The following is a 26,634-nucleotide window of genomic DNA, read 5'->3' as shown; positions in this document are numbered from 1 at the left end:
GGAATTCATACGCTTTTTTCCTTACCAACAGCACTGAAAAGCGTATCCAGTTCGTCAATAAATTCAAAGGGAGGCAAATAGGAATAAATACCATGCCCCGGGTTATCTTTATCAATACCCCGCAGAAACAGATAGATCACGCCACCAAAATGGCGGCGGTAATCATAATGAGCTAACCGATGACGCAAATAACGGTGCAGCGCTAAAGTATAAAGCTGATACTGGAAATCGTAACGATGCTCTATCATGGCTCTTGCCATCGCCTCTTGCGTATATGACTGGCTGTTCTCACCTAACCAGTTTGATTTGTAATCCACGATGTAAAACTTATCTTGCCAGCAAAAAACCAAATCAATAAAACCTCTTAACATGCCTTTGACTTGATGAAAGGATAACGGAGCACATTGCGCAGACAGCGGATCATAACGACGGGCTAGTGCATCCATTTCCTTTGCATGTAATAGCTTATCTATTGGCAGGTAAAACTGCATTTCACTTTGCTGCCGATGACGAGGCACACCGACAAGTTTCATTCCTTGCTCATTCAGCTCTGCGCCCAGAATATCCTCTACCCACTGCTCCAATATGGGTGCCCAGTTTTCATCAAATCCTGACGCGGTCAGTTTTTCCACCAGCCACAACCGATCCGGAGGATTGCCGAAATCCAGATCTTCTAAAATACTGTGCAGGAATGTGCCCGCAGACGCCCCTCGCGGAAAAGTATGCGGCGTCATCTGTAACGATTGTTCTTCCTGCTTTTCACCACTCGCTTCAATATCCAGCTTCGGAGCAATGGATTGCACTATCACATCAACTGATTCCCCAAATGTCCCCGCATAAATGGAGGAAGTGGCGTGGGAAGCGGAATATTGTAACCCCGAATAACTCGTCACCCGCCAGTTATCCCGAACGGAACGTTGCAATTTTCGGGCTTCCAGCGACAGCGTATTTTCACTTTGGGGGCACCATGGCAAGTCAGTGGTATCTCCCGCTTGCCTTATTTCTATGCTGTCATCACAAAGCGCATTCAGGCTGTTAACCAGTAATTGTGCATCCCCTTTTTGCCCCTTTTGTAGCAGGTATCCAAGGGCAGATAAGTGCAAATCAGTATCACCTGCTTTTCCTCTATTCCCTTTGATAAGCGGGGCTACCCCGACGCTACAGTGATAAACCGAACGGGTTAATGCAACGTAGAGCAAGCGTAAATCCTCGGCCAGACGTTCTTCATCAGCCAGCTCCAAAGCTTCTTTCAACGCTTCATCATCATGAGAAAGATTAAGACAAGCCTCAAAGTGATGGCGATCATGATACACCGCCAGTTTCTGCTTCCTGTAACCACAAACAAAAGGCAAGCAAACCAACGGATATTCCAATCCCTTAGATTTATGAATGGTACAGATCTGCACCAGATGTCGATCACTCTCCAGCCTCATTTGCTGGCTTTCTGATTGCGGATCCGGGCGTGAAATCTGTTGTGCCAGCCAACGAGCAACAGCATGTTCGCTATCTAGTTGTTGAGATTCCGCCTGCAACAACTCACCAATGTGCATAACATCGGTCAGCCGGCGTTCACCGTCATCACCGGCCAGCAGATTTTCTGCTATCCGGTATTTCGCCATGACTGCCCGCAACATGGGTAATACGCCACGAGTACGCCATAAACGGGCATAGCCATCAAATTCATCAACCAGACGATCCCACGCCCTTTCGTCGTTATTCAACTGGTCAATTTGTTGTGAACTTAAGCCAAATAGACTGCTGGCTAATGCACTGCGCAATTCGCGCGCCTTTTCCGGTGCCAATACTGCCTGTAACAACCACAGCAAATCTTTCGCTTCCGGGGTATCAAACACACTTTCCCGGTTGGAAAGATAAACCGAGGGTATTCTCAGTGCGTTCAACTCTTGACGGATCAATGCGGCTTCCCGCCGATCTCGCACCAAAACCGTAATATCTGCCGCCATCACCGGTCGGCTTGCTTCTGTTGGTTTATTTTTTGCCTGATATAAAAGCGCCTTTCCTTCTTGCCCTGCCTGCAACCAATCCCGTATTTGGGCCGCACATTGTCGGGCCATCGTTTGCTCATATTCCCCTTTGGAAACACCATCACCCGACTGTAACCAAAATCGTAAGGCAGCTTGATCCTCACCATGTAAGGAAAATCTCAGCCCACGATTTTTCTCTGCGGCATTAACGTCAAGAAATGGAATTTGTGCAAACAAAAACGGGAATTCCGGGCGGGAAAACAGTTTATTGACAGACTGCACCATTGATGCAGAAGAACGCCAGTTTGTTTCCAGCGTGTAATGGGCTTTAACGTGAGAACGAGCGCGAATGTAAGTAAAAATATCGGCCCCACGAAACGCATAAATCGCTTGTTTGGGGTCGCCAATAAACAATAAGCCCGTTTCGTTTTCAGCCCGTGCATTTTCTGATTGATGGCGATATATGGCCTGAAAAATACGATATTGTTGTGGGTCGGTATCCTGAAACTCATCAATCATTGCGACGGGATAGCGCTGCCGAATGGTGGCTGCAAGCTGCTCTCCTCCTGCACGCCGCAAGGCACTGTCCAAACGGGTCAGCAAATCATCAAACCCCATGTAACCACGGTTCAGCTTCTCCTGATTAACCGACTGGCGAACTTCAACAATCGCTTTGGAGAGGATGATATCTTTCAATGTCAACGGGTGCTGATATAAACCCTCAATTGCTGCAAACAACGCATGCTGCGGAGCTTCCCCTTTTTTAGTCTTTTCTAATAAGCGTGACTGACAAAATTTATCCAATTCTTTGGGCAACAGGTAATCTTTGGTGGGTGATTTAGCCCATTCAGAAACACTCTTCAGCCAGTTAGGTAAATGTTTTTTGCTGTAGCTACGTTTATCCACATCTGAATTAGCAATCAGTTCTTCTAACCCGGAAGCGGCATCATTCCACTGGCGTTTTATCACCTCAATCTGCTCAATAATTTTCTGATGGCGGCTAAACAGCGTTTCATCACCATCAGGGGCATTAAGGATATACGGCATATCCCCGTGCAAATAGTCTGAAATATCTTTCAATAATGCTTCCGGCCCATTCCATATCCTGCTGACTTCCGCAGCGATTGGCAATGGCAGGGGATAACAGTGACGGCGCCAAAAATCAGCACAGCCTTGTTTGCGTAACTGGTTTTCATCCTGAATTAAGGTCTGATCAAACAGGACACCAGACTCAAAAGCATTGTGGATTAACATGCGCTGGCAAAAGCCGTGGATGGTATAAATCGCCGCCTCATCCATCTGGCGTTCAGCGGCTAATAACCACCCGGCCGCACTTTCTTTATCAGGAATTTCATCCAGTAATTGCTGATAGATAGGATCGCTAGCCGCTGTTTCTTTCCGTATACAAGCCAAGCGGAGTTGGTGGATGTTTTCACGGATACGTCCCCGCAATTCATCCGTCGCCGCTTGCGTAAAAGTAACAACCAGAATCTCTTCAACACTCAGCGGACGGGAAAAGGCGGCAGAGCCGCCCAATCCCAGTAATAGCCGCAGATACAACAAGCCTATCGTATAAGTCTTCCCCGTCCCTGCGGACGCTTCGATCAGCCGCTGACCATACAGCGGCAGAGTTAACGGGTTAAGCTTATGAGAGGGTATTTCTTTGCTCACTGAGCATTCACCTTAACCGGTAATTGTTTTTGGAAATCTGACACATAATCGTAAGTTTTCCAGCCTTTCAGCTCGGCATATTGATGAGCCGTCCCTTTTTTCCCTGTAATTTGGGAAACCAGCGCCAATCCCTGACGTTTAAGCACGGCTTTTTCATAAAACGCAATCATCTGCGCTTTGGTGGCTTTCTCCATCGCTGCGATGATTTTCTCACGGGTATCAAATTTGAAATTATTACGCCCAAAATCTGCATCAAAGCGAGCCACTTCTGAATAGAAAGTCTGTGGCGGCTCACGCATTTCTATTAGCAATGATTTTTTATACTGTTCAAACTCAGCATCAGACATCGCTTTCAGTGCTTTCTCAGCCTGTTGATAGAAGCTCTGGTAACGTTGATGCAGGTAATCCGGTTGCTTGCTGTTACTTTGCAGCAAGAAACCCAATCCCCACTGTTTACCGATATTTTGGTTGAAAGCAAAAACCGCATAACCAAGTTGTTCTGTCGTCCTCAATTGATCATAGAACCACGGTGACAAAATGCGACTCAGCAAACTGGAATAAACCGATCCCCGGATACGGTCATACCCCGTTGGAATAAAGATTTCTTCCAGAGCGTTATCCGTGCTATTCGCCGTGCCAGTGAAATTAACCGCATAATGCCGATCAATGACAAGGTGCTCGCCAGTCCACCATATCGTTCCCTGATTAGCGAGCTGCTTCTGTACTGATTGAACGATATTAATACTCTGCTGTTCAGTGAAATTACCGAAGACCAGGGCCTGTAGTGCCGAGTGTTGGATCATGCTCTGACGGTAGTTGACAATATCGTCAACAGTGAGGGTATCCAACTCTTTTAATTTTTCTGCCTGTTCAAAATAAGGCACACCAGAGAGGCGGGAAATAGGTTGCATCGCCATCTGAAAAGCCTTGCTATTATTGGCGACTTCCATCTGTTCCCGATACCACGATTTCGCCTGATCCAGTTCTTCCTGAGACGGCGTAAACGAAATATATTGATTAATTGCTGAAGTTAACAACGCGGGTAAGTGCTGCGTATAACCATTGACGCCGATTTTCAAACCATCAACATAACCGGTATAAACGCCCATTCCCCCAACCGATGCCTGATAACTCAGTTGATCAAGTGCCAGTCCAGACAAATAGCTCAATAAAGTATCTGAAACCTGATCTTTGATGTTTTTCAATCCATTCGGATTGCGCATCTCCAATGCAATACTGCCTTTAGGTTCATCCGCAAAATATTGGCTCGGCATATACAGCAAGCGAACATTTGGCTTTTCCAAAATCATTTTAGGGTGTTTTTGGCTATCCGATGTTTTAATCAGGGATAAATCATCAGGAATATAGGGATTCAATTCAGGCAAAGAGAATAAGTCTCCCTGTTCGCGTTTTTTCCATTCCGCCCGCTGTCTTGGCGTAATTTTATTGACCTGGTACGGTGCCTGCACAAAGTAAGCTTCTTTGTTATGTGGCTCGGTTGGGCTGATAAACCAGATACGTGCATTTTCCGGCGTTAATTCGTCCAGACGACTCGCTATCGCCTTTGGGTTGAACGCATTTGCAACATAACCCGCATCCAGCACATGGGATATAGGTAATACCAGCATGGCATCAGACAGCCCTTCGATGTAGTTCATATTGCGTACGATTGATGCATACTGGAACGACAAATTCAGAACCTTAGCCATTTCATCAAAATAACTCTTGTTGATCCCCTGTTGTTTTAGCAGGTTAATGTAAGAGAAGATGGCTGCGATAACTTGATCACGCTGTTCAAGGCCCTTATCCGTGAGTGAAACATAAATATCAAACGTCCCGGAATTACCATCCGTTTTGGGATTTGCTCCGGCATCGATACTTTCGATTAATCCCTGCTTTTGTAACCAATCAGACAAGGTATTTTGGCTGCGATTGCCAAGCAAATACCCGACATAGGCGTCCGTCTTACTGCGAAAATCTGCGCTGTTGTCAGCAATGCTAAACTCCAGTCGCAACGCTTTGTAAGGTTGTGCTGGCACATAATGGATAATGGTGCCTTTTTCTTTATCTGTAATTGCCGGTACGGTAATGGCCGGCACCGAAGCATGTCGGTTCGGAATACGGCCTAAGGTTTCTACCGCAATCTGAGCCAATTTATCGATGGATTGATTGCCATACACAACCCCTTTCATCAAATTAGCGGAGTAATAGCGTTGGTAAAAATCGATCAGGGCTGTCTGTAACTTGCTGTCGGGTTTATCTTTCAGTGTTTCTAAATTTCCGCCGGCAAAGCGGGCATTCGGGTGAGCCGGATTGATGGTCTCGGAACGAATTTGCCATAAACGATGCCCTTCACCCGCCCGCGCGATGGTCATTTCATTATCAACGGCATGACGTTCACGATCAGCATTGACTGGCTCCAGCAAAGGTTCAGCCAGCGCATCCGCAAGGCGGTCAACCGCTTCTGTTAAAGCGTCATTTTCAACTTCCAGATAGAATGCGGTACGGTTGGCATTGGTACTGGCGTTACGGCTTCCACCATGTTTTTGCAAGAATTCAGCAAATCCGCCTGCTTGTGGGTAACGCCTGGAACCCATCAATACCATGTGCTCAAGATAGTGGGCCAGACCAAGCTGATTATCTGGATTTTCCATATGGCCAACCTGAAGAGACACGGCAGCCAATGATTTAATCGCTTTTTCATCAGCAACCAGCAAAACGGTCATGCCATTTTGCAATTTAATCGCTTTATATTGACGCGGATCGCGATCACTTTTGTGGATCGTCTCTGGCAATGGCTGCCAGGGCGATTGTGCATATACAGTAACCCCAAAAAATAGCAGAAAGAGCACCGTCATGATGCGGATAAGACATTTAGGCATAACCTAATATTCTCCCTAATTATTTAAATAACGATCCATTGGAATAGCGTGCTATCGGCAATAAATAACGCTGAGTTTCACGCTTCATTCGCTCCAAAAGTGATTGATCAACTTGCCGGAAAGCCCGTTGTACGTAATGATCAGCGCTTTCCCCTTTCCTGTCATGTGTTCCTAACCAGTGTTCCATTAATTTATTTTCAGCACTTTGTTGAACCTCTTCACGAAAATCGATTTCACGAGTTTCTTTATCAAAACAGTCAACTAACCATGCCCAGCCGCTTCGGCAAAATAAGGGCAGAGGCTCAGACATGCCTTGAAAATAGCCCTCTACCATCTGGTTCAAATAGTGTTTCGCCTCCTCCGGTTTTAACGGTAAGAAACGATATTCTGACACCTTTTTATCTTCCTTCTCTTTTTTTCCCTTTTTACCTGTTCCATACATGCGGCTTTCACTACTTCCACCTGAAAGACAATAGGCAAGGTGCTCAATCCATAATTGGATACCATCATTGGCCGTTAAGTTCGCTGGGCGCCAACGTAAAATGCCATCAGGCTGAACCTGACTGATGCTGCCAGTTAACACCACCGTGTCTAATGGCTCATATAGGTCAATAGGAGAAGAGGCTGTTCTCTCTTCACGCACCCTGGCGGCCAAAGGCTGCATGGACTCCAGTTGCTCCAGCCAGTAAACTTCACCAAAGGAACCATATGGCAGCCCTCCTGACGCACGGAGGTGGTAAAACAGAGATTCAGGTGCTCCCTGTTCAATCAGAATATTTAACAACAGTTGGTTAAATTGATAACGTTGCAGGTTATCCAGCACAAAAGGTTCGTCTTCAGGTAACTCCATCTCTTCAATGACAAAATGCACCTTCAGCCTTTGCTGAAAAAACGCCCGGACAGGGTATCGATAAAAGCGGATCAGTTCATCTAATGCAACTTCTTTTACCTCACTGCGATCAAACCCAATCGGCTGACAAAAATCAGTGGCTGAAACGCCCTGTTGTGTCGCAGCTGGCAACCATTCTGCGGCATAACTTTGTAAGTGATGGGCTGGTAAGAAATTTTCTGTCGCAAAAGGCACACGGGTATGCTGTGACAGCAGATGTTTTCTGACATTGTTGGCACTGTCATCAACATTCAACATTTCATCGCCGGATAAGCAAAAACTCTGGCAAATATAATCCAGTAACTCGTTAACCAATACCGAGGGATTACACTCAGTATCATCGCGGATCGATTTGCCGATATAGCTAATATAAAGAAATTGTTCAGCCGAAACTAACGCTTCCAGAAAGAGATAACGGTCATCGTCACGCCGTTTTCTATCCCCCCGCTGAGTTTTTTCTGCCATCAGATCAAACCCAAGTGGCGGGATAGTACGTGGATAAACGCCATCATTCATTCCCAACAGGCAGACAACCTTAAAAGGAATGGAACGCATAGGCATCAGAGTGCAAAAATTGAGGGAACCGGCCAAAAAGCGCTGGCTGATCTTTTCATCATCCAGACGAAGCGCCAGTTCATCGCGCAGCAGCACCAAAGGGATGCTTTCGGCATAATGTGCATTCAGTCCATTATCAACTACTTTTTGCCATTGCTGCGTAATAAGCGCCAGAACCAGTTCAACTTCGTCATCCGCTACAAAAAAAGTTTCCAGCAATTGCGGACATACAGCCAACCAATCCGTCAATCGCTGTTCTTCACTCAACATTTTACGCCAGCGATTCAGTGCCATTAAAAACTCAGCTAATTGCCCTGCCAGTTCGGCAGCAAGACCACTGGATTCATCATAAGGTAAAACATCGTTCCACGGCCCGGCATGGCTATCCATCGCATAACCCAATAGCATACGCGTCAGGCCAAAGCGCCAGGTATTCTGCCCTGTAGCGGGCAACGATAATGCTTCAATATTGTCATCATCCAGCCCCCAGCAAATTCCCGATTCTTTTACCCAACGCCGTAATAAACGCAACCCTTCTTCCTGAATCGAGAATTTGTTAGCTAAAGCAGGGACTTCCAATAATGCCAGCACCTGTTCTGCCGTAAACCGACTCTGCGGCAAATCCAGCAAGGTAATAAATGCCTGCAAGACAGGGTGCGCCTGACTAACTTTACGGTCAGAGATGGCAAAAGGGATATAACGATCATCAGGCGCATTGCCAAAAATAGCCTGAATATAGGGAGCATAGCTATCAATATCCGCCATCATCACAATGATGTCCCTCGGTGTCAGTGAAGGATCATCATCCAATAAATGCAGGATTTGATCCTGCAATACTTCGATCTCCCTCTGCGGGCTATGGCATGAATGAAAAGACAGTGAGCGATCGGCACTATTAATCGGGCGCTTTTTCAGGCTGTTTTTAAAGGAATTGTCGGTAGAACCAATCTGGGCATGATCTTCAAGGTTAAGGATATCTTGCTGAATTTGGTGCAAGACAGAATCTGGTTCTGATTCAACAAAGGCATGAATATCGGAATCTGGCTCCAATTGTGACAACAGGTAGAGGTTATCCCTTCCCAATTTTCCCCAAGATGCCAGCAATGGGTTATTCAATTCCTGCTCCCCTTCGGCATTAAACAGCGATGGCACCTCTTCGGGGTTTTTGAATCTTTCCAGCAATTGTCTACTTTTATAATGTTTTAGCTTACGGCTAGTTAACTTAGCAAGAAAGGCATAACTCTGGATATCGCCCCAATAATATTGGCATGGATTCGTAAACATAAGATGAATATCAATATGTTTACCCAATGCTTTCAATACTTGCAGATAAGAGGGAGGCAATACAGATATGCCGCAGATGAAAATACGCGGAGGAAGAGCCGCCAATGGAAAATTTCCTGCTTCCAACGTCGTGATAAATCGTTGGTATAAATTGGCACGGTGCCACAAAGGTTGTTGTAATTGACGAGTGTAGGCTGTCAGTTCAAACCATAGCCTTTTTTGCCATAACTGGTTGCTACCCAAAGCATCAATTAATTGTCCCTTTTCCCAGCTTTCCAACCATTGGGGGCGATAAACCAGATATTGGTCAAACAGATCGGCAATTCGGCCAGCTAACTGGTGAATTTTGCGTTTATCAATATCTTGATCAAGGTAATGCCTGAGTGCTGAAAACTCCGGTTCCGTCAACAAATCGGGCAGTAAGGTCATCAGCTTCCACTTCATGGCATCCTTGCTGAAAGCACTGTCTTTGGGAATATCAGGCAACACTCGGGTAAACATCTGCCAGATAAAAGTTGCCGGCAGTGGGAACTCCATGTTCGCGGCAATACCCAATTTTTCTGCCAACTGAATTTGCAACCACTGTGACATCCCCGGGCTTTGAACCAAAATCACTTCTTTGCCAAATGGGTCCGAAAGGGGATCTTCTCTAATCAATGTCGCCATCAACTCCTTGAGAATATCGAGCTGATTTGAATGATAAACTCTAAACATCAATGCTCCCACTGGTACAAAACCAGCGTTCTAATTTACTTGGTTTATTGTAATGTACTGTCAACTTAATCGTTACCTGATAGCACCCCCAAGAACGAAATTCTTGTTGAACTTCCACTTTCCAGCCTCGCTGTATAGCTGCCTCTTCTTCTTTTTTCTTCAAATCAATCTGGCCTGCCAAACGTTCATACTGTTCCAACTGATTATGGACATACCGTACTGCTTTAAGCTGCCCCCAATATTGTTGAAAATTAGCGGACAGTGCTTGGTGGTAACGCATTAAACCCAATAAAGAGATCGCAAATACGGCAGATGCAATCATGACTTCAGGTAAACTCATCCCCTCTTGTCTTCTGGTTTTCATAAACAAAATTCAGCCTGAGCAACAGGGCAAAAATCCAACCAACCGCTTTCAATAGGAATAAGTGTATCTTGATTTAGAGGTTTCATCTGTTTCATCCATTGATAAAGTTCAAGTTTTTCCCCTGATGTAAATTGAGCAATCCCTTTTAATAAAAAAAGATTGTCTGAATAGTGTTTTAGGCAACTTTTCAAATTAAATTCAGTATGTTGCAGACAAACCCAAGCCCCTATTTCTTGCTGATTGATCTGCCACGACTGTGCCTTGCCCCATATCAATGATGATTCAGCCCGCCAAAAAGCCTGCAAATAATGTTGTTCATCCATCATCATAAGCATCGCACTTTCCTGTTGATAATGGAGCGCTTTCAACATCATCAAACTCAGCGCCAATAGCATCATTATCGATATCAGCAGAATATTTCCCTGTTGTTTCTCTGCCATCTATTTTTCTTTCCTTGATATATTTATCCCCTGATATTACGCAGCCGAATTGTAGCTTGATGGCGGTACACAATTGATGGGGATTTCAACCAATGGGCATCAATGAACAAAGTGATAAAAATCACCCTACCTTTTGCTTGTGATTTCTCAAGATGAAAGGTATCAATGACAACCTCTTTTGGATCAAATAGCCTTTCCCAACCACTTTCCTGACAATCGCCTGCCCCTCTTCCCCACTCAAGTGCTCGGTTATTTAAACGATAACCAAAAAACTCAGACTCAATGTGTCCCGGTTTTTCCCATTGATTATTTAAATTGAGATCAAAAGCAACAATAAAACAGGAGTTAGTAATTTCTGTATTTTTATTGTTAATGACCAATGGATCACCCTTGCACTGTTCTCTATCCCGACAATAACCTGCCCGCCGAATATCTTTCTCTATCAAATAAGTCGTTCTGTTCACCAAATAATGCAATCTATATTTACGATAGAGATCGAGAATTTGGACTGATAAAACCGGATACGTTTTTGTCATAGCAACAAAAATCACGCTACTGATTAGCAGAGCTACCATTATTTCCAACAATGAGAATCCTGCCTGTTTTTGTTTAAAATAAAAGTTAGTCAGAATCATGGGGTTTTTATGCCCTCACAATTAGGAAACGAGTTAATTGTATTACTGCATGTCCTGATTCGCCCACGTCCAGAAACGATGATACTCATGTCACCTGCCGAGTTTGCCAGCATGAAACTGGCTGGCATTGCTGTATTTCTGATCCCGTAAAAATCAATGCGATCAGTCGTAGAAAATGACAAAAATACATCTTCATGAGGGGAATCAACGCGTTCTCCATCACCTTCATCACAAGCAACGATTTTGGTGACAGACGATATCAAACACCAGGGCTGTCCTGTCACTAACCATAAGGTACGATCCTGATTTAAATAATTGGCTAAAGCCTGCTGCCTTTCCATAAAAGACAACACATTATGTACCGCTGATTGCAAACGCAGGCGGCTTTGATATTTCCCCCAATGATACAATCCCCAGGACAAGCTAATAGAAATGATGAGCATTGCTATCATTAATTCTAATAAAGTAAATCCATTGCTATTGTTAATTTTTTTATATTCCATTATTTTCTGGCGTCTATATTCAACTCAATTTTTCTCAAGGGGAATATCGACTATTAGAAACTAAATGAACAGTGCCACGATTTAATTATGCGAAGCGCTTTGAAGGGAAAATAGATATTTTCTTTTGTTGCATTTTAATTGCAAGATAGATCACAAAATTAAACCTATATTTTCACCGTAGAAATAAAAAAGAGCAGAATAACTATCTACTCTTTAACTATTCTATTTTGATTAATTCACTACCTTTGTTTTTGTACCCTTCACCAGCCCCCCATTGACACAAAAGTGTGATGTTTATCTCGTGATCCGCTTTTGCCTCCTGCTTGATCCTGCCAGTCAGGTCATTTTTCTCCCATGAAAAAGAAAAAGCACTTTATCGCTGAGTCACCTGAAGTGAGCAATATCAGCGAAAGTCCCAGGCTGAACGGCAAAAGCTCAACGCCCTCGTCGCACAAATCCAGCTGGCGCAACCGCCTGTCCACTACAATCGCGGGTGCTAAACAACCTCAGTTTTGTTTAAGCATCGCAATTTCATGGTCACGTAAACCTAAGCTCGGCTTTTTCGGCTGGAATGTATAAGCAATGAGTCCTGATACCACCTCCAGTAAAAAGCCGATGATGCTCCGGTGTCTTGAGTAATGAAATGGACACCTCCCCAAAACGGCTTCAGTGAGCCATGCTGAATACATCAGCAAAAATATGAAGAGGTGTCCAATGGAACAAGTTATCGGAATTGATCTGGCAAAGCGAGGGTTTCAGTTAAATATCATGTCTTCTTCCGGGAAACCCGTTCAAAACAAAATGGTGTCCCGTGAAAAACTCATGGCTTTCATGGCCCAACAGCCGCCTTAGCTTGCTTACCTTACCGGGTGTTGGGCCATTAGTACTATAGTCGTAGTTAATATTGTGTCATGATAGCTATCTTCCTTCTTCCTAACCCTAAGGGAGGTGCCACATAGCCTCACCGATCAATCTCTGGGAACAGGAGCTCCTGACCGCCCATTCCCGTCTGACTTCGCTGTTTCACTCTGCGAGTTCTCAACAACGTTGTCTGGCCTATCTTCGGGGATTACTCCGTGATGTTGAACGTAAAAATGGCTGGCAACTAGCTGAATGGCTGGGTGAACGCTCGCCGGATAACATTCAATATTTTCTGGAGCGCGCCCACTGGGATGCAGAAGCCGCCCGCGATGTCTTACGCGACTATGTCATTGAACATCTGGGTGATGAGCAAGGTATTCTTATCATTGATGAAACCGGATTTATCAAAAAGGGCACCCATTCTGCGGGCGTCCAACGCCAATATAGCGGCACCGCCGGTATGGGCATGACCGCCGCTTGCGATGCTGGCTGGAAGCCCGGTATCAACCTTTTGTCCTCGCGATCCCTAAGAATGAACAACTATGGTGGCAAGCGCCTTGCTATGTCAGGGCGGACGTGATTGCCGCCAGTCTGACGGCTGACGATTGGGAAAAACAGTCAACCGGGTTGGGAACAAAGGGAGAACGTTGGTATGACTGGGCGCGTATCCCGCTCTGGCGTTTACAGATGAGTGAAGAGGAACGCGGCTATGGTCATTATCGCCTAATCCGGCGTAGCCGGGATGATAAGCAAGAACGGGCTTACTATGTGGTTTATGCACACAAAGACCAGGCAGACCTCAAAACGTTGGCTCAGGTGGCCGGACACTGCGGGGAAATCGAAAGCGGATTTGAGGAAACGAAAAGGGAATGTGGTCTGGATCATTACGAAGTCCGGCAGTGGCATGCTGGTATCGGCATATTACGTTGTCATTATTGGCCCATGCGGTCCTGGCTGTTTTGCGAATACCAGAGAAAAAAAACGCCGGAGGGATGGGTAGCCCTGAGTGTATCGGAACTACGTAAATTGCGTTGGATTTACGATAAGCCTCTCTACATTAGGCCTGAAATAGGTAAGAGGCCATCATTTCTAGATGAATCAAATGGAATATCACTTGGAACAACAGCTAATTATAAGAGAGCTATCTCCGCCATCAAAGACAATAAACCATTTGCATCAGGCTCTATTGATGAATATTTAACCACCCTTGTAAGTAACCTTGAAAAATTCAGAATATTCAATAAAGAAAAAAATAGTAAGTTTGACGATCAAGTTATCGATAACATTGAAAAGTTTATTCCCTATAGAAACGAAGTAATTTCATTATTTATTGGAATAGCTCAATATGCACCCACAGAAAAAATATACTGAAACTTCACCGTTTCTTTGAATCTTTGATTCCATATATGAGTCGACCAGAAAATGTTAATAGCTGGAATACATGGGATTTTGATAATTTAAAGTTTATCATTAACGAACTATTTTTATATGCAGTTGCTATTTTCATAAAGTATGAAAGATTTACAGCGTTAAACCATTTACTAATACAGCAATATTATGTAGGTGTAAAATTAGATTATGGACGAAATACAATGGTTGGGTATCAAGTTTTTCGTGAATTCGTAGAGTCTTTGGAACATAGAAACAATAGATTAGAACTAAGACGTTTATCCTTACATGCAGACCTTCTAAAGCAAAGAAGCAAGCAATCAGGTGTAGAATTCAATTATCTCATACAAGCTGATTTTATCCTATTCATGAGATCAGAGATTCAGCACAATGAATTTTACAGCCGTTGGCTTCCAAATACCAGTGTATATATTAATCGTTTTTACGGTGCCTTAGAAATATTTGCTAGAGCATCCTCGAAAACATATTTCGATAAAATGAAGTGTATTCTTTTAATAGATCAACCTTCAGACTTAGAAGAATTAATACAAGAATATAAAACAAATATACAAAGGTTACCTAAATGGGGATACGAATCATGTAATCCAGCAACATTACTTGGTTATGAGCAACTTGCTACTAAGCCATAAAATCTAACTCTAATATTCACCTGCCATTTACCTTAAAAACCATAATGATTGGCAGGTTAAGTGTAAAACTTAGTTATACTGTAATTGCCAATTTATTAGATCGTGTATGAATCAACATATATAATATATTATACGCGACTACTAAATAGTCACCTATGATATGAACATTTTAAAAAGATAACAAAAGCGCCGATTCAGGCGCTTTTGTTATAATTAATAATTGAGTCATATTATTTGGGGTTATTCTTCTTTCGGTGTGTAATTCCAACCGGACGAACCACCGAAAGTAGCACCACCATAACCACTACTTTGAGTACCTAGCGTACCCGAAGATTTAGCACTAACACCAAGTGCTCCTTGCATTTTTACTGCTCCATTTAAAGGAACTAATCCCTTCGTATTCCTCATTTGTTGCCTAAAACTCCAGGTAACATCAGTAATAATCATGCTTTTCTTAAGCGTATCAATATCATTAATGTATATTCTTAATGAATATGGAATTTTTTCTCCTAAACCAATTTTTGAAATTAGCGATGATGAATGGCTTAACTATTTTAATATTAATGTGCTAAGTGGTATTCGTTTGGCACGTTCATACACTGCATTACGTGTTGATGGTGGTGTCATTCAAAGTATTTTGTAAAATAGCAGGAACAAGTTGGGATAATGAGAATTTTACTGACTTGTTCTGTTATTGATCCCAAGGGGGAATTTTCCATTCTTCGGTGAGGAAGTCAATAAAACTTTTTATACGTTGTGGAATTGGTCGTTTTCCAGCCCTTACTATATTAATCGGGGAGGTTTCTTCTTGCCATTCTGGCAAGATCTGGATGAGTTTGTTTGAGCGAATTAAACTTGATACATCCCACGTTTCTCGAAGTGCTATACCTAGTCCGGCTGCACACCACGTTCGCAAAACATCACCATTATTGGCGATTAAATCACTTGAGAGTGAAATTGCTTTAGTATTTTGTTCGTTGTGAAGTGACCATATCGCACTTTTATTTCCAGAGGCGGAAAAAAGCAAACAATTATGGTTAACCAGTTCTTCTGGATACTGAGGTTCACCATGTAGTTTGAGATAATTAGGTGATGCGACTAAAATTCGTTTGTTCTCTGTTAATCGTCTGGCAATTAAACGTGAATCAGTTAAATTTGCCACTCTGATCGCTAAATCCATCTCGGCCTTATAAAGATCAACAACTTTGTCTGTCAAATGTAATATGAATCCTACAGACGGATATTTCTTTCTAAATTCTGCAATTGCATCAGTTACATAGGTTATACCAAGGGGGACTGGTGCGGTCAGTCTAATCAAACCTGTGAGAGATTTATTACCATCCTTAGCTATTTCAGTTGCTTCTTCAACCAGTGTTAATGCAGTTCTCACTTTTTCAGCGATCGACTTTCCTTCAGGTGTAATGCGTAATGATCGAGTACTTCTTACAAAGAGGACGATGCCAAGGCTTTTCTCCAGGCGTGCAATTTGTTTACTGACAGTTGTGGGCGATAACCCCAAAGTTCGAGCTGCCGCAGTGAAACTTCCTGTATCGATGATTCTGATAAATACACTTAAATCTTCAAGGTTACGTAGTACCATTAGTGACACCTTATCATAAGTTTTTATCCATTATGGATATTTATTGCACTAAATAAAAATATGATACTGATTAGGCATTTTGAATTCAGATTAATGCATTTTGGGCGTATAAGGGGAGTCTTCAATGCCATTCGTGATATATATATTCTCGCTTTGTGCATTTGCTATAGGGTTTACAGAATTTATTACTATTGGGCTGATATCTGTGATGTCGGTAGATCTTGGTGTAGATGTCACCAGTATTGGGTTAACAGTGACCGCCTATGCGTTAGGTGTTGTGATTGGAGCACCCGTTCTGACTGCACTCGCAGCTAATTGGTCGAGAAAACGCTTACTTCTTACCGCAATGTTGGCCTTTACTCTTGGAAATCTGATAGCAGCCGTATCAGCAAACTTGGTTCTTCTTTTAGCGGCACGGCTATTATCTGGTCTGGCACATGGTGTTTTTTTTGCTGTAGCATCTGGAATAGCGACTCGTCTGGTTCCGTCTGAACGTGCTGGAACCGCCCTTGCGTGGGTATTCGGTGGTGTTACTATTGCCATGTCCTTAGGTGTTCCCGTGGGAACTTGGCTGGGTAGTATACTGAATTGGCATGTCATATTTTTAGTTATTGCTGTTTGTGGGTTGGTTGGAACGATTGGTATTGGATCCAAAATGCCACAAGATTCCGGGGAGCGGGCTATGAAAGTGAAAGTAGCCGCGAGTTGGCGCCATCTTATTATCCTTTTTGATCGACGCTTACTGGCAGGAGCAAGCGTTCCAATGTTTTCCTATACTGCCTCATTTGCCCTGTACACATTTATTACCCCTATATTATTAACGATTACAGGAGTCAGTGCTGAAACAGCCAGTGGAGTGTTGCTTGCTTACGGTATTGGAGCCGCTATTGGCACGGTGTGGGGAGGGCGATTGACTGATCGAAAAGGAATGGATATTGCCTCACTGATTCTTCTTGTCGGTATTGCGGCTGTGCTCGCAGCGATGACTTTCAGTCTTACCAACTCTGTATTGATGATTGGTTTGACGGCCTTACTTGGTTTGGCAACGTATGGGGCAATTCCACCGTTGCAGTCAAGGATACTTATGTTAGCAAAGCGGCACATACCATATGCAATGGATATCGCTTCTGGCATGAATATCGCAGCTTTTAATGCCGGGGTTGTCTTGGGTTCTATAATGGGTGGTACTACGGTACGAGGGTGGGGATTAGACACACTGACATGGGTAGGTGCAGGAGTGAGTATACTGGCTATCATATCCCTTGTGTGGCAAATGGTTATTCCATCCATGCGTGAGAAACGTTCAGTTTCTAACTCGCCATAATATCCTGTTACAGGAAGAAGCGAACACTTCGGAAGTTATCGTGGCTTCCAAAGCAACAGATTGCGTGGTTATGCTGTAAGATTGGCCAGGTATGCAATATTACAGTGACAACCCCGCAATGCCCCGCCAGTATTCATCACGGTCAGGGTTATTTTCTAATACCAGTGGTATTCCTTTTTGTTCATTAACCCTAAATTGTGCCAAAACCCCCCAGAGAACTCAGTTTGTCTGCGAAGTTCTGACAATATAGACCTATATAAATTGCAGCAGTACTATTATTGACAGCCGATTTCAAGGCAGGCAAATTACCTGTGGGGCAAAGTAGCTCCATGACATAACCCCTGAAAAGTGAATGGTAGCGGTGAATGGTAGTGACGCAGATTATTAAATGTATTGATTTGGGGCTGTTTCCGTGCGAATGTCACATAGCTATTTGCCCTACAGAACCCAGTATTGGCACAATGGCTCGGCTGGTAATTTCGTGAAGCATTAGCAGAAGATAAGCTGACATTTTTGTAATTGTATTGGTTGAAAAATAAAGGCGTTAACTTCAATAATTTCATCTTTATAGCTGCCCGCAGGGAATATCCTGAAACATAGCTTTTCAGCGTCGTTTATGGGTTGAAGGGAATACAAAATTGGGACTACATGTGAAAAATCAGATGGATTCCATTGACGTGGGATCTATGCCATCCATCCTTCACTTTGGTCTATTGCTTCTGGCTGAATTGATCAAAGCGGGACAGAAAGAGGGCGCTGATCAGAATGATCGCGCGTTATCGTCATGTTAATCAGGGTCGAAATTCCTGTCGATGCTATGGGGATTGATCGTTTGTTGCGGCAATCTTTTGAAACATCGGCAGAGGCTGAGTTAATTCATCAACTAAGAGAAGATGGTTTATTGACACTAGGTATTGTTGCGACTGACGGTGAAGGCCATGTGATTGGTTATGCCGGTTTTGCGCCCGTTGATATCAATGGTGAAGATCATCAATGGGTAGGTTTGGCACCATTGGCAGTGGCGGAACAGTATCGTAGTCATGGGCTTGGTGAAAAATTGGTTTATGAAGGATTGGATAGCCTGAACGAGTTTGGCTATGGCGCGGTAGTGGTACTGGGAGAGCCAGAATACTACAGCCGTTTTGGTTTTAAGCTTGCGACTGAATATCAGGTATATTGCCAATGGCCCGATTGCGAGAATGACTTTTTGATCTATCCCCTGGCTGATATTTCGCAGGGAGATTGTCACGGTCTGGTTACTTATCCTGCCCATTTTGATCACCTGTGGGCATGACCTGAGTGAAAGATTTCTCAGATGAACCGATTTTGGTTAAATAAGTCGTTATGCAGAGAGGCTGGTCGATAACTAGCCTTTCTTTTTGCTGTTTATTCAGTTTCTTCACACGATATTCCATTTTCAATGCTACGCCTTTATCCCCTACCTGACTTTGATAGGCCAACGTTAAGGGATCTTTCCCTCTTAGGCATTTTGCGCCTTTTCCGGCTGCATGTTGCCTAAATCGACGAGATATATTGGTCGTTATTCCGGTATATAAGCTTCCGTTTCGTGTTCTGATCAGATAGATATGCCAGTTAGATACGTTAATAGTCATTATTTATTTTTAATAATTTCAATTAGTTAATTTGTATGGGAAATTAATTCATATTTTAGTGATAAATGTGGTTATAAGCTGAGTTTTTGATGGTTTTTAAATATAACAAAATGAATTTATTTAAATTATATGCCATTTATTAACCCATAGCGGTATTTTTTTTCAAAAAAATTGAAAGAATATAGCAATAATTGTTAATTATAATAATCTGAACAAGTGTATAACATGCTCACAGTTACAAGAGATTAACTCTATTTTAAAAATGATTAGAGGAGAAAAACATGAAAAAGGTCAAAAATATTGTCGCTGCCTTAGCATTAGGTGCAGTTTCTTTCGGTTCTTTTGCCGCTACCGAAGTTCAGGTTGCTAAGGGAGAAAAAATCGGTGTTATTTCAGTGAGCGGTGCAGAGACACTCGATAGCCTGACCACAGAGTTATCCAAAAAAGCTGATGAAGCTGGCGCAACCTATTTCCGTATTGTGTCGGCAAATGGCCAGAATCAACTCGCTGGTGTTGCTGAAATTTATAAATAATTTATCGTGTTTCTATATTAAATCTCAGGGTTTATTGAGTCAAATACATAACACGTAACTGGATAAGGCGCCTATCGTGTTCTGTTATGATTTGAATAAAATAACGGTATGGAAATATATGGATTTAAATAAAGAAATTTTAATAATTCGTCAATATCTTGCCAGGCAACATGTCATCACGCTTTGCACTTCTTCAAGCCAGGATTTATGGTGTGCGAACTGCTTTTATGTCTTTGATGCGGATAGCATGGCATTCTGGTTTATGACGGAGTCCGATACTCGCCACGGTCAGATGATGCAAAACAATCCTATCGTTGCAGGTACGGTTGCCGGCCAAACCCGCAATATTGCACAAATCAAAGGGGTCCAATTTCGTGGTGAAGTCGTGCGATTGACAGGTGAAGCCGAATCCATCCCCAGAGCGCATTATTGCCGCCGTTTTCCCATCGCTTTAGCCGCCAAATCCCCCATCTGGCAACTTAATATCAATGAAATCAAAATGGTCAATAACACCCTCGGTTTTGGCAAAAAATTACACTGGCAGCGTTAATTTTCCTATCATAAATAGTGGATAACCTGATTATGGCTGCCTCGCCAAATTAACGTGGGATCATACAGCGCTTGTTCAAACTTCCCATCCACTACCACATGAACGTAACTGATAACTTCCTGCTGAATTTCGCTTAATTCATTGAGGACATAACCTGTCCACAGCCAGATATCCTTATCCGGGCATTCTTCCCGTACACGTTTAACCAGTTGCAGTATGCGGCGAACATTATGAGGATGCAGCGGATCACCGCCAGACAGTGACAGACCTTGCCGTTTAATCCGGTGATCGCTCAGGTCGGCAATGATTTGATCTTCGAGGGCTTGCGTAAAAGGCTGACCTGAATCGACTCGCCATGTACTTTGGTTGTAGCAGCCACGACATTGATGCAAACAACCTGACACGAACAGCGTACAGCGGGTGCCGGGACCATTCACCACATCAACCGGATAATATTGATGATAATTCATGCTATTAACCTATCTGCCCATGGCCGAGATGTTTCACACGGCGTTTCACTTCTTCCTGCTTACCTGCATTGAATGGGCGGGCATCCGGGCTGCCAAGGTAACCACAAACACGGCGAATCACTGAAACATGGGCTGGATCATGGTTGCCACATTGGGGGCAGGTGAACCCTTTGCTGGTACAGGCAAATTCTCCGGTAAAACCGCATTGGTAACACTCATCGATGGGCGTATTGGTGCCATAGTAAGGCACACGTGAATAACTGTAATCCCAGACATCTTCTAATGCTTTCAAATTATGTTGCAGATTGGGATACTCGCCATAGCAAATAAAACCCCCATTTGCCAATGGCGGATAGGGCGCTTCAAAGTCCAGCTTATCGTAGGGATTGACCTTTTTTTCTACATCCAGATGGAAGCTGTTGGTGTAATAGCCCTTATCAGTGACACCCTGGATTACGCCAAACTCAGCGATATCCAAACGGCAGAAGCGGTCACATAAATTCTCGCTGGGTGTACTGTACAAATTAAAACCATATCCCGTCTCCTGCTTCCACTGATCGACGGCCTTACGTAAGTGTTTAACAATCTCGATGGCTTTCTGCTGGCGCCGTTCATCATCAAACAGATGAATGTGATTGCCATATAACGCATTTATCGTTTCATGAATGCCGATATAGCCCAACGAGATAGAAGCACGACCCTGTTTGAAAATATCGGCAATATTGTCATCCGCTTTCAGGCGTACACCACAGGCACCTTCCATATAGAGGATCGGGGCAACGCGAGCTTTAGTCTTTTCGAGGCGAGAGATTCGCGTCATCAGCGCTTTTTTGGCGAGTAACAAGCGTTGATCTAAAGTTTGCCAAAAATCATCTTCATTCCCCTTGGCTTCAAGCGCAATACGGGGAAGATTCAGGCTGATAACGCCTAAATTGTTACGCCCTTCGTGAATTTGCTGACCGTTTTCCTCATAAACACTGAGAAAACTGCGGCAACCCATTGGCGTTTTAAATGATCCCGTTACCTTGATCACTTGATCATAATTGAGAATATCGGGATACATGCGTTTACTGGCACATTCCAGGGCCAATAATTTAATGTCATAGTGCGGATCACCAAACCGGTGATTCAATCCATCACGAATAGTAAACACCAGTTTTGGGAAGACAGCGGTCTTGCGGTTTTTTCCCAAACCCGCAATGCGGTTGCGCAGAATTGAGATTTGAATCAGGCGGGCTTCTTTGGTTGTTCCCAAGCCGAAACCGAAAGTGACAAACGGCGTTTGCCCATTAGCGGTATGCAGCGTATTGACTTCATATTCCAGAGACTGAAAAGCGTCATAACACTCTTTTTCTGTGCGGGCTTCTGCATAGGCAGCCTGATCTACGATATTCCACGCTTTGGCAATGGCCAGATGCTTGTCATAACTGGCTTTCACAAAAGGAGCGAGGACTTCATCAATACGATTAATGGTTGTTCCGCCATAAATGTGGCTGGCAACTTGCGCGATAATCTGGGCAGTAACCGCAGTGGCGGTAGCAATGGATTTAGGCGGTTCAATTTCCGCATTGCCCATTTTAAAGCCGTTAGTCAGCATGCCCTGCAAATCGATCAGCATACAGTTGAACATAGGAAAAAACGGGGCGTAATCCAGATCATGATAGTGAATTTCGCCTCTATCGTGTGCCTGCACCACATCATGCGGCAGCATATGCTGCTTGGCATATTGTCGGGCGACAATCCCCGCCAATAGATCACGCTGGGTTGGAATAACCTTACTGTCTTTATTGGCGTTTTCATTAAGAAGAGAGAAATTACTTTGCTCGATCAGACCCCGAATGTCTTGATCCAATCGATCATGCCATGCATGGGAAGCCTGTTTACAGGTATTGCCTTTACTCACATCATCCTGTTGCATCACAACCATTTTCACAATATGGCACCTCAATATGTTATTCACAGCAAAAATAAGAGGAAGACTCTCTTTCTGTTTTGATGTGGATAATTTTGTGTATAAATACTATATATAGTTTATTTATTATATTAAAGCACAATATGTGGGTTTTATAAGCCAATATACAACCTAAAAAGTTGATCTCAGACAAAGAAAAAGAGGAAAACCAGACGGGAATATCAACCCTGATACCGAGTGATCAGGGCTGGGAAAACGGCAAATTAGCGACGAACGGCGATGGCTTCGATTTCGATTTTCACATCTTTTGGCAGACGGGCAACTTCAACGCATGAACGGGCAGGGAACGGCGCATTATGTTCAGCGAAGAACGCTTCGTAAGTTGCGTTCACGGCAGCAAAATCATTCAGATCCTTAACGAACACCGTGGTTTTTACGATATCAGCGACTTTCAAGCCGGATTGTTCAATAATCGCTTTAACGTTTTCCAAAGATTGACGGGCTTGAGCCGTCACCTCTTCAGGGATGGTCCCCGTTTTGGGATCAACAGGGATCTGGCCGGAAGTGATAACCATGCTGCCCAGATCAACACCCTGAACATAAGGGCCGATTGCGGCGGGGGCATTCTCGGTATGGATAGAACGTGACATTAGAAACTCCTGTTTGACATCTAAATGGAAAAATTTATTGGATCGCCATTATAGTGATCCTCTGTCCCACATCAATTGATACAGGACATTCTTACAGATTGTGTGAACGGGTCGCGGGTAGATTGTTTGAACCGGCGGTTAACCGTTATTGATAACGGCCTGGCGATCAAACTCTTTCTCGCAGTACTTACAGCGCAATACCACATCGTCTTTTTCTGACATCACATGGAAGCTGCTGTTGACAGGTTCATTATGGCTGATGCAATTGCTGTTTGGGCAGACAAGAACACTGTTGATCTGGTCGGGCAGATTAATTGGCATCTTTTTAACCACAACGTAATTCTCAATGTTATTGATGGTGGCATGTGGGGCATACACGGCGAGTTGATTTGCCTGTTGCTCTGTCAGAAAGGTGTTTTCAATCTTGATCAGATCCTTTTTACCCAAATGGTTGGAAGGCAGGTTCAGGCCAATAGTAATGCGCTTGTCTGTTTCGGTGAGTTTGAACAGCGACAATAATTTAAAGCCGACATGGGCGGGGATATGATCGATAACCGTGCCGCATTTAATCGCTTCTACTTGTAGTTGATGGTCTTGAGTCATGTTGTGTCATGAATACCGTCTCGGTATTCCTCCTCCAGGTATTAGGGGATCAAGGAAATCGGCTTATTTTGTCACAGACGATTCGGCATTTCATCTGATTAGCTTTTGAATATATACTCGATAAACTTCAAGTTGCAATCCGCAAGACGACGCGAGGCCTTATATTTCCCCGCTGCGCGGGGAAATATGACACGCATCTTGAAGTTGGATTGGTATAAAAGATGATTCAATTTCATAAAAGTAAATAAAATTTGATGGCTTGCATCTCTGTTGTCAATCTGTAATTGTATTGTTATTCAAATGATGCCTGTTCCAATATGATAGTGTGAGGTCAAATATGTTGTTATCTGCTTCTTCTGGAAATGTCGATTTGGGAAAATATTCTGCGGAAAAGATCCCACAAGAAAGAGATTTTAATTGGAAAATAATTAATAAAATTCCTATTTATGAATGTGATGAATATTTAGAAATTATTACTGACTCGAATAAATTAAAGCAAAAATCTGTTTATTATCTGGCGGGAATAAAAGGCGCGATTAAATATGGTATGGTAAGAAAAAGTGTGGCGGAAAAATTAAGATTGGCATCACAACTGCTTCCTGCCCATTTAGGGATTTTGGTATTGGATGGCTGGCGTTCACGGGAAACTCAACAGGCATTGCAAGAGATAACACAGGCAAAGATTGCAGAGCAATATACTGACTTATCGGCAGAAGAACAACGAAAACTCTTGCAGCAGTTTGTCGCTCCGGCGCCCGTAGAAGAAAATCAGATCAGCCCGCATCTGACAGGGGGATCCGTGGATGTCACACTCTTCGATATCGCATCGGGTCATCCACTGTTTTTGGGAACTGAGTTCGATGAAGTGAGCGAACTTTCCTACACCGCCGCATTAGAAAAAGCGCCGGAAAAAAATATGCCTGCTACTTTATATCGCCGATTACTCTATCAAGCCATGACGCAAGTAGGGTTTACCAGTTTACCCACTGAATGGTGGCATTATGATTATGGGAATTCTATGTGGGCATTTTATAAAAATCAGGCTGCTATTTATGGTGCCATAGATACAACCCCATGTTTTTAATAATTAAATCATTTAATAAGTCAGTGCGTAACTATTTTCTTTTTTATTTGATAAACATCAGGGGAAATAATGAAAAATACACTTATTGCATCTGACAATTCATTACTACTTTGGGCTTTTATCATGATTGCTGTTGCTGCCGCCATAATGGTGGAACAGCGTTTCAAATGGGCCTCTAAAATACCGGGCGCAGTGATTGCATTGATCATTGCTATCATTGCATCCAATTTCAATATTATTCCAGTCGAAGCACCGGCTTACGATGTTGTTTGGCAATATATTCTGCCATTGGCGATCCCTTTATTATTATTTAAAACCAACCTGCATAGCCTCTTTAAAGAAAGTGGGAGGTTACTGATACTTTTTCTGATTTCCTCTGTAGCGACCATGATTGGTACGATTGCCTCCTTCTGGCTTTTCAAGGCGTACATACCGGAATTAGATAAAATCAGTGGCATGATCTCTGCTTCTTACACGGGAGGCGCGGTTAATTTTGCGGCAATGTCTGCCAAACTGGGCACTTCCCAGAGCATGGTCGCTGCGACTATCGTGGCTGATAATTTTATGATGGCCGCCTATTTTATTATTCTGATACTTTTATCCGGTTGGACTGTGGCGAGGAGATTCTGGGGCAGTCCATATACTGATCAGATGGAGAAGATACCTAATTCAGATAAACCCCAACCTTTGGTGACGACTTATTGGAAACCGAAAAATATTGCCCTAAAAGACATCGCCTTATCGCTGGCATGGTCGATTTTTATCGTCGCGCTCTCATTTCATCTTTCATCATGGTTAAAAACCTTACTTGGGCAGCCAAACAACATTTACCAAGAGCTAATTTTCGGCCTGATTTCTGATAAATATCTGCTTCTGACGACAGTCACCTTCATTATCGTCTCAATATTTAAAGAGACATTCAGCAAACTGAATGGCACTCAGGAGTTGGGGACTTACGCCATTTATATGTTCTTTGTTGTCATTGGCATACCGGCATCCGTCCAGGTCATTATCAGCCATGCGCCCCTGTTGTTTGCTTTCGTCTTTGTCATTGCCATGCTCAACTTGATACTGACTTTTGCCGTGGGGAAAGTGTTTAAGTTCAGCCTGGAGGAAAACATTTTGGCGTGTAATGCCAATATTGGTGGACCAACTACCGCAGCCGCAATGGCAATCAGCCGTGGTTGGTTCAATCTGGTCGGCCCGATTATGGTCATTGGTACATTCGGCTACGTAATTGGTAATTATGTGGGGACGTTTGTTTATTTTGTGGTGGGTAATTTGTGATATGGCATAATGATGCTCTTTGGGATATGTAGGAATTAAGTAGAGTAGGAGCTAATCATAATTAATGAAAAATAATATCAATATATTAATTGAAGAGCTTAATAAAAATAACCTTCTTGTATGGGCAGGGCAAGATCACGAATGTTTTTTAGTCAAAAATAAACAGGTTGCTTCGAGTAAAGAGCT

General features: G+C 43.3%; 25 protein-coding genes and 3 pseudogenes. 12 read left to right on the top strand and 16 right to left on the bottom strand.

Translation table 11 applies throughout. The features are described from left to right. Positions 1–5: 5 nt before the first annotated feature. The 8 genes and pseudogenes from recB to AAY47_RS21830 form a co-directional block, all read right to left on the bottom strand. Entirely contained in the window at positions 6–3,656 is a 3,651-nt protein-coding gene (gene recB, locus AAY47_RS16415; protein ID WP_047771203.1) for an exodeoxyribonuclease V subunit beta, read from the bottom strand. Then, positions 3,653–6,538, bottom strand: a complete 2,886-nt coding sequence (ptrA, locus tag AAY47_RS16410; protein WP_047771202.1) for a pitrilysin — start codon at positions 6,536–6,538, stop codon at positions 3,653–3,655. The genes recB and ptrA overlap by 4 nt, the downstream gene beginning before the upstream one ends. Before the next feature lie 19 nt (positions 6,539–6,557). After that, a complete protein-coding gene (gene recC / locus AAY47_RS16405) occupies positions 6,558–9,980 on the bottom strand; it encodes an exodeoxyribonuclease V subunit gamma (RefSeq protein WP_047771201.1) in 3,423 nt (1,140 codons plus the stop codon). Beyond that, positions 9,973–10,344: a prepilin-type N-terminal cleavage/methylation domain-containing protein gene (locus AAY47_RS16400; RefSeq protein WP_047771200.1), complete on the bottom strand. Its 372-nt coding sequence runs from the start codon at positions 10,342–10,344 to the stop codon at positions 9,973–9,975. Before AAY47_RS16400 ends, recC begins: the two co-directional genes overlap by 8 nt. Then, positions 10,341–10,784 carry a YgdB family protein gene (locus AAY47_RS16395; protein WP_047771199.1) on the bottom strand — a complete coding sequence of 148 codons (444 nt, stop codon included), beginning with the start codon at positions 10,782–10,784 and terminating at the stop codon, positions 10,341–10,343. The genes AAY47_RS16400 and AAY47_RS16395 overlap by 4 nt, the downstream gene beginning before the upstream one ends. Positions 10,785–10,807: 23 nt before the next feature. Continuing rightward, a complete protein-coding gene (locus AAY47_RS16390) occupies positions 10,808–11,419 on the bottom strand; it encodes a prepilin peptidase-dependent protein (protein WP_047771198.1) in 612 nt (203 codons plus the stop codon). Further along, positions 11,416–11,922 (bottom strand): prepilin peptidase-dependent protein, encoded by a 507-nt coding sequence (locus AAY47_RS16385; protein ID WP_235428388.1) that lies wholly within the window; start codon positions 11,920–11,922, stop codon positions 11,416–11,418. The genes AAY47_RS16390 and AAY47_RS16385 overlap by 4 nt, the downstream gene beginning before the upstream one ends. A gap of 506 nt (positions 11,923–12,428) precedes the next feature. Then, positions 12,429–12,560: pseudogene (locus AAY47_RS21830) on the bottom strand (IS982 family transposase); the annotation flags it as partial. 76 nt (positions 12,561–12,636) lie between these two features. Here AAY47_RS21830 and AAY47_RS21825 point away from each other — a divergent pair. The 4 genes and pseudogenes from AAY47_RS21825 to AAY47_RS20085 all read left to right on the top strand — a co-directional run bounded on the left by AAY47_RS21825 (position 12,637) and on the right by AAY47_RS20085 (position 14,822). Continuing rightward, positions 12,637–12,774: a hypothetical protein gene (locus AAY47_RS21825; RefSeq protein ID WP_200897801.1), complete on the top strand. Its 138-nt coding sequence runs from the start codon at positions 12,637–12,639 to the stop codon at positions 12,772–12,774. 169 nt (positions 12,775–12,943) lie between these two features. Further along, a pseudogene (locus tag AAY47_RS23355) lies at positions 12,944–13,243 on the top strand (transposase); the annotation flags it as partial. Positions 13,244–13,260: 17 nt separating this feature from the next. Further along, positions 13,261–14,154: a hypothetical protein gene (locus AAY47_RS22455; RefSeq protein WP_200897800.1), complete on the top strand. Its 894-nt coding sequence runs from the start codon at positions 13,261–13,263 to the stop codon at positions 14,152–14,154. Between the two features lie 35 nt (positions 14,155–14,189). Continuing rightward, on the top strand, positions 14,190–14,822 hold the full coding sequence (locus tag AAY47_RS20085; protein ID WP_053014318.1) for a hypothetical protein: 633 nt from the start codon (positions 14,190–14,192) through the stop codon (positions 14,820–14,822). 240 nt (positions 14,823–15,062) lie between these two features. Here the strand turns inward: AAY47_RS20085 and AAY47_RS23080 are convergent, their stop codons facing one another. After that, positions 15,063–15,185: a hypothetical protein gene (locus AAY47_RS23080; RefSeq protein ID WP_255334759.1), complete on the bottom strand. Its 123-nt coding sequence runs from the start codon at positions 15,183–15,185 to the stop codon at positions 15,063–15,065. A gap of 82 nt (positions 15,186–15,267) precedes the next feature. Between AAY47_RS23080 and AAY47_RS22450 the strand changes: the two genes are divergently transcribed. Continuing rightward, the gene (locus tag AAY47_RS22450) at positions 15,268–15,465 is read left to right on the top strand and encodes a hypothetical protein (protein WP_047771195.1); all 198 of its coding nucleotides are present in this window, start codon (positions 15,268–15,270) and stop codon (positions 15,463–15,465) included. Positions 15,466–15,513: 48 nt separating this feature from the next. Here the strand turns inward: AAY47_RS22450 and AAY47_RS16360 are convergent, their stop codons facing one another. Continuing rightward, positions 15,514–16,422 (bottom strand): LysR family transcriptional regulator, encoded by a 909-nt coding sequence (locus tag AAY47_RS16360; protein WP_083446746.1) that lies wholly within the window; start codon positions 16,420–16,422, stop codon positions 15,514–15,516. A gap of 124 nt (positions 16,423–16,546) precedes the next feature. Here AAY47_RS16360 and AAY47_RS16355 point away from each other — a divergent pair, with 124 nt between their 5' ends. Then, entirely contained in the window at positions 16,547–17,746 is a 1,200-nt protein-coding gene (locus AAY47_RS16355; RefSeq protein WP_047771193.1) for an MFS transporter, read from the top strand. Between the two features lie 247 nt (positions 17,747–17,993). On the opposite strand, the pseudogene AAY47_RS22900 reads toward AAY47_RS16355, so the two are convergent. After that, a pseudogene (locus AAY47_RS22900) lies at positions 17,994–18,077 on the bottom strand (peptidase); the annotation flags it as partial. Between the two features lie 319 nt (positions 18,078–18,396). Here AAY47_RS22900 and AAY47_RS22895 point away from each other — a divergent pair. Then, positions 18,397–18,537, top strand: coding sequence for a hypothetical protein (locus AAY47_RS22895; RefSeq protein WP_235428386.1), 141 nt, complete (start codon positions 18,397–18,399; stop codon positions 18,535–18,537). Continuing rightward, positions 18,531–19,040 carry a GNAT family N-acetyltransferase gene (locus AAY47_RS16345; protein ID WP_047771192.1) on the top strand — a complete coding sequence of 170 codons (510 nt, stop codon included), beginning with the start codon at positions 18,531–18,533 and terminating at the stop codon, positions 19,038–19,040. The genes AAY47_RS22895 and AAY47_RS16345 overlap by 7 nt, the downstream gene beginning before the upstream one ends. Here AAY47_RS16345 and AAY47_RS16340 read toward each other — a convergent pair. After that, positions 19,003–19,353, bottom strand: coding sequence for a GIY-YIG nuclease family protein (locus AAY47_RS16340; protein ID WP_304437604.1), 351 nt, complete (start codon positions 19,351–19,353; stop codon positions 19,003–19,005). The two genes, AAY47_RS16345 and AAY47_RS16340, sit on opposite strands and share 38 nt — an antisense overlap. 287 nt (positions 19,354–19,640) lie before the next feature. On the opposite strand from AAY47_RS16340, the gene bhsA reads away from it, so the two are divergent. Together bhsA and AAY47_RS16330 are read left to right on the top strand one after the other, a co-directional pair. Continuing rightward, positions 19,641–19,892: a multiple stress resistance protein BhsA gene (bhsA, locus tag AAY47_RS16335; protein WP_047771190.1), complete on the top strand. Its 252-nt coding sequence runs from the start codon at positions 19,641–19,643 to the stop codon at positions 19,890–19,892. A gap of 118 nt (positions 19,893–20,010) precedes the next feature. Beyond that, positions 20,011–20,442, top strand: coding sequence for a YhbP family protein (locus tag AAY47_RS16330; RefSeq protein ID WP_047771223.1), 432 nt, complete (start codon positions 20,011–20,013; stop codon positions 20,440–20,442). 8 nt (positions 20,443–20,450) lie between these two features. Here the strand turns inward: AAY47_RS16330 and nrdG are convergent, their stop codons facing one another. The 4 genes from nrdG to pyrI all read right to left on the bottom strand — a co-directional run bounded on the left by nrdG (position 20,451) and on the right by pyrI (position 24,077). Continuing rightward, positions 20,451–20,912: an anaerobic ribonucleoside-triphosphate reductase-activating protein gene (nrdG, locus tag AAY47_RS16325; protein ID WP_047771189.1), complete on the bottom strand. Its 462-nt coding sequence runs from the start codon at positions 20,910–20,912 to the stop codon at positions 20,451–20,453. Positions 20,913–20,916: 4 nt separating this feature from the next. Next, positions 20,917–22,830, bottom strand: coding sequence for an anaerobic ribonucleoside-triphosphate reductase (gene nrdD / locus AAY47_RS16320; RefSeq protein WP_047771222.1), 1,914 nt, complete (start codon positions 22,828–22,830; stop codon positions 20,917–20,919). A gap of 257 nt (positions 22,831–23,087) precedes the next feature. Beyond that, on the bottom strand, positions 23,088–23,474 hold the full coding sequence (ridA, locus tag AAY47_RS16315; RefSeq protein ID WP_047771188.1) for a 2-iminobutanoate/2-iminopropanoate deaminase: 387 nt from the start codon (positions 23,472–23,474) through the stop codon (positions 23,088–23,090). A gap of 138 nt (positions 23,475–23,612) precedes the next feature. Next, a complete protein-coding gene (gene pyrI / locus AAY47_RS16310) occupies positions 23,613–24,077 on the bottom strand; it encodes an aspartate carbamoyltransferase regulatory subunit (protein WP_047771187.1) in 465 nt (154 codons plus the stop codon). Between the two features lie 337 nt (positions 24,078–24,414). Between pyrI and AAY47_RS16305 the strand changes: the two genes are divergently transcribed. Both AAY47_RS16305 and AAY47_RS16300 read left to right on the top strand, forming a co-directional pair. Beyond that, positions 24,415–25,161 carry a M15 family metallopeptidase gene (locus AAY47_RS16305; protein WP_152669827.1) on the top strand — a complete coding sequence of 249 codons (747 nt, stop codon included), beginning with the start codon at positions 24,415–24,417 and terminating at the stop codon, positions 25,159–25,161. Positions 25,162–25,230: 69 nt separating this feature from the next. Then, positions 25,231–26,448 (top strand): DUF819 domain-containing protein, encoded by a 1,218-nt coding sequence (locus AAY47_RS16300; protein ID WP_047771185.1) that lies wholly within the window; start codon positions 25,231–25,233, stop codon positions 26,446–26,448. Positions 26,449–26,634: the final 186 nt, after the last annotated feature.

The sequence above is a fragment of the Xenorhabdus griffiniae genome, from assembly GCF_001028135.1.
Taxonomy (GTDB): domain Bacteria; phylum Pseudomonadota; class Gammaproteobacteria; order Enterobacterales; family Enterobacteriaceae; genus Xenorhabdus; species Xenorhabdus bakwenae.
The sequence above is the reverse complement of the archived record's forward strand: the minus strand, read 5'-3'. Positions and strand labels throughout refer to the sequence as shown.

Bases quoted from the DNA above. Each gene is read 5' to 3' on its own strand.
- AAY47_RS16300 (WP_047771185.1), top strand. From the start codon at position 25,231: ATGAAAAATACACTTATTGCATCTGACAATTCATTACTACTTTGGGCT.
- AAY47_RS16395 (WP_047771199.1), bottom strand. From the start codon at position 10,784: ATGGCAGAGAAACAACAGGGAAATATTCTGCTGATATCGATAATGATG.
- bhsA (WP_047771190.1), top strand. From the start codon at position 19,641: ATGAAAAAGGTCAAAAATATTGTCGCTGCCTTAGCATTAGGTGCAGTT.
- AAY47_RS23080 (WP_255334759.1), bottom strand. From the start codon at position 15,185: ATGCAAGGAGCACTTGGTGTTAGTGCTAAATCTTCGGGTACGCTAGGT.
- AAY47_RS16355 (WP_047771193.1), top strand. From the start codon at position 16,547: ATGCCATTCGTGATATATATATTCTCGCTTTGTGCATTTGCTATAGGG.
- AAY47_RS16330 (WP_047771223.1), top strand. From the start codon at position 20,011: ATGGATTTAAATAAAGAAATTTTAATAATTCGTCAATATCTTGCCAGG.
- ridA (WP_047771188.1), bottom strand. From the start codon at position 23,474: ATGTCACGTTCTATCCATACCGAGAATGCCCCCGCCGCAATCGGCCCT.
- ptrA (WP_047771202.1), bottom strand. From the start codon at position 6,538: ATGCCTAAATGTCTTATCCGCATCATGACGGTGCTCTTTCTGCTATTT.
- nrdD (WP_047771222.1), bottom strand. From the start codon at position 22,830: ATGCAACAGGATGATGTGAGTAAAGGCAATACCTGTAAACAGGCTTCC.
- pyrI (WP_047771187.1), bottom strand. From the start codon at position 24,077: ATGACTCAAGACCATCAACTACAAGTAGAAGCGATTAAATGCGGCACG.
- AAY47_RS16360 (WP_083446746.1), bottom strand. From the start codon at position 16,422: ATGGTACTACGTAACCTTGAAGATTTAAGTGTATTTATCAGAATCATC.
- AAY47_RS16400 (WP_047771200.1), bottom strand. From the start codon at position 10,344: ATGAAAACCAGAAGACAAGAGGGGATGAGTTTACCTGAAGTCATGATT.
- nrdG (WP_047771189.1), bottom strand. From the start codon at position 20,912: ATGAATTATCATCAATATTATCCGGTTGATGTGGTGAATGGTCCCGGC.
- AAY47_RS22450 (WP_047771195.1), top strand. From the start codon at position 15,268: ATGCTTTTCTTAAGCGTATCAATATCATTAATGTATATTCTTAATGAA.
- AAY47_RS16385 (WP_235428388.1), bottom strand. From the start codon at position 11,922: ATGGAATATAAAAAAATTAACAATAGCAATGGATTTACTTTATTAGAA.
- AAY47_RS16305 (WP_152669827.1), top strand. From the start codon at position 24,415: ATGTTGTTATCTGCTTCTTCTGGAAATGTCGATTTGGGAAAATATTCT.
- AAY47_RS16390 (WP_047771198.1), bottom strand. From the start codon at position 11,419: ATGATTCTGACTAACTTTTATTTTAAACAAAAACAGGCAGGATTCTCA.
- recC (WP_047771201.1), bottom strand. From the start codon at position 9,980: ATGTTTAGAGTTTATCATTCAAATCAGCTCGATATTCTCAAGGAGTTG.
- AAY47_RS21825 (WP_200897801.1), top strand. From the start codon at position 12,637: ATGGAACAAGTTATCGGAATTGATCTGGCAAAGCGAGGGTTTCAGTTA.
- AAY47_RS16345 (WP_047771192.1), top strand. From the start codon at position 18,531: ATGTTAATCAGGGTCGAAATTCCTGTCGATGCTATGGGGATTGATCGT.
- AAY47_RS20085 (WP_053014318.1), top strand. From the start codon at position 14,190: ATGAGTCGACCAGAAAATGTTAATAGCTGGAATACATGGGATTTTGAT.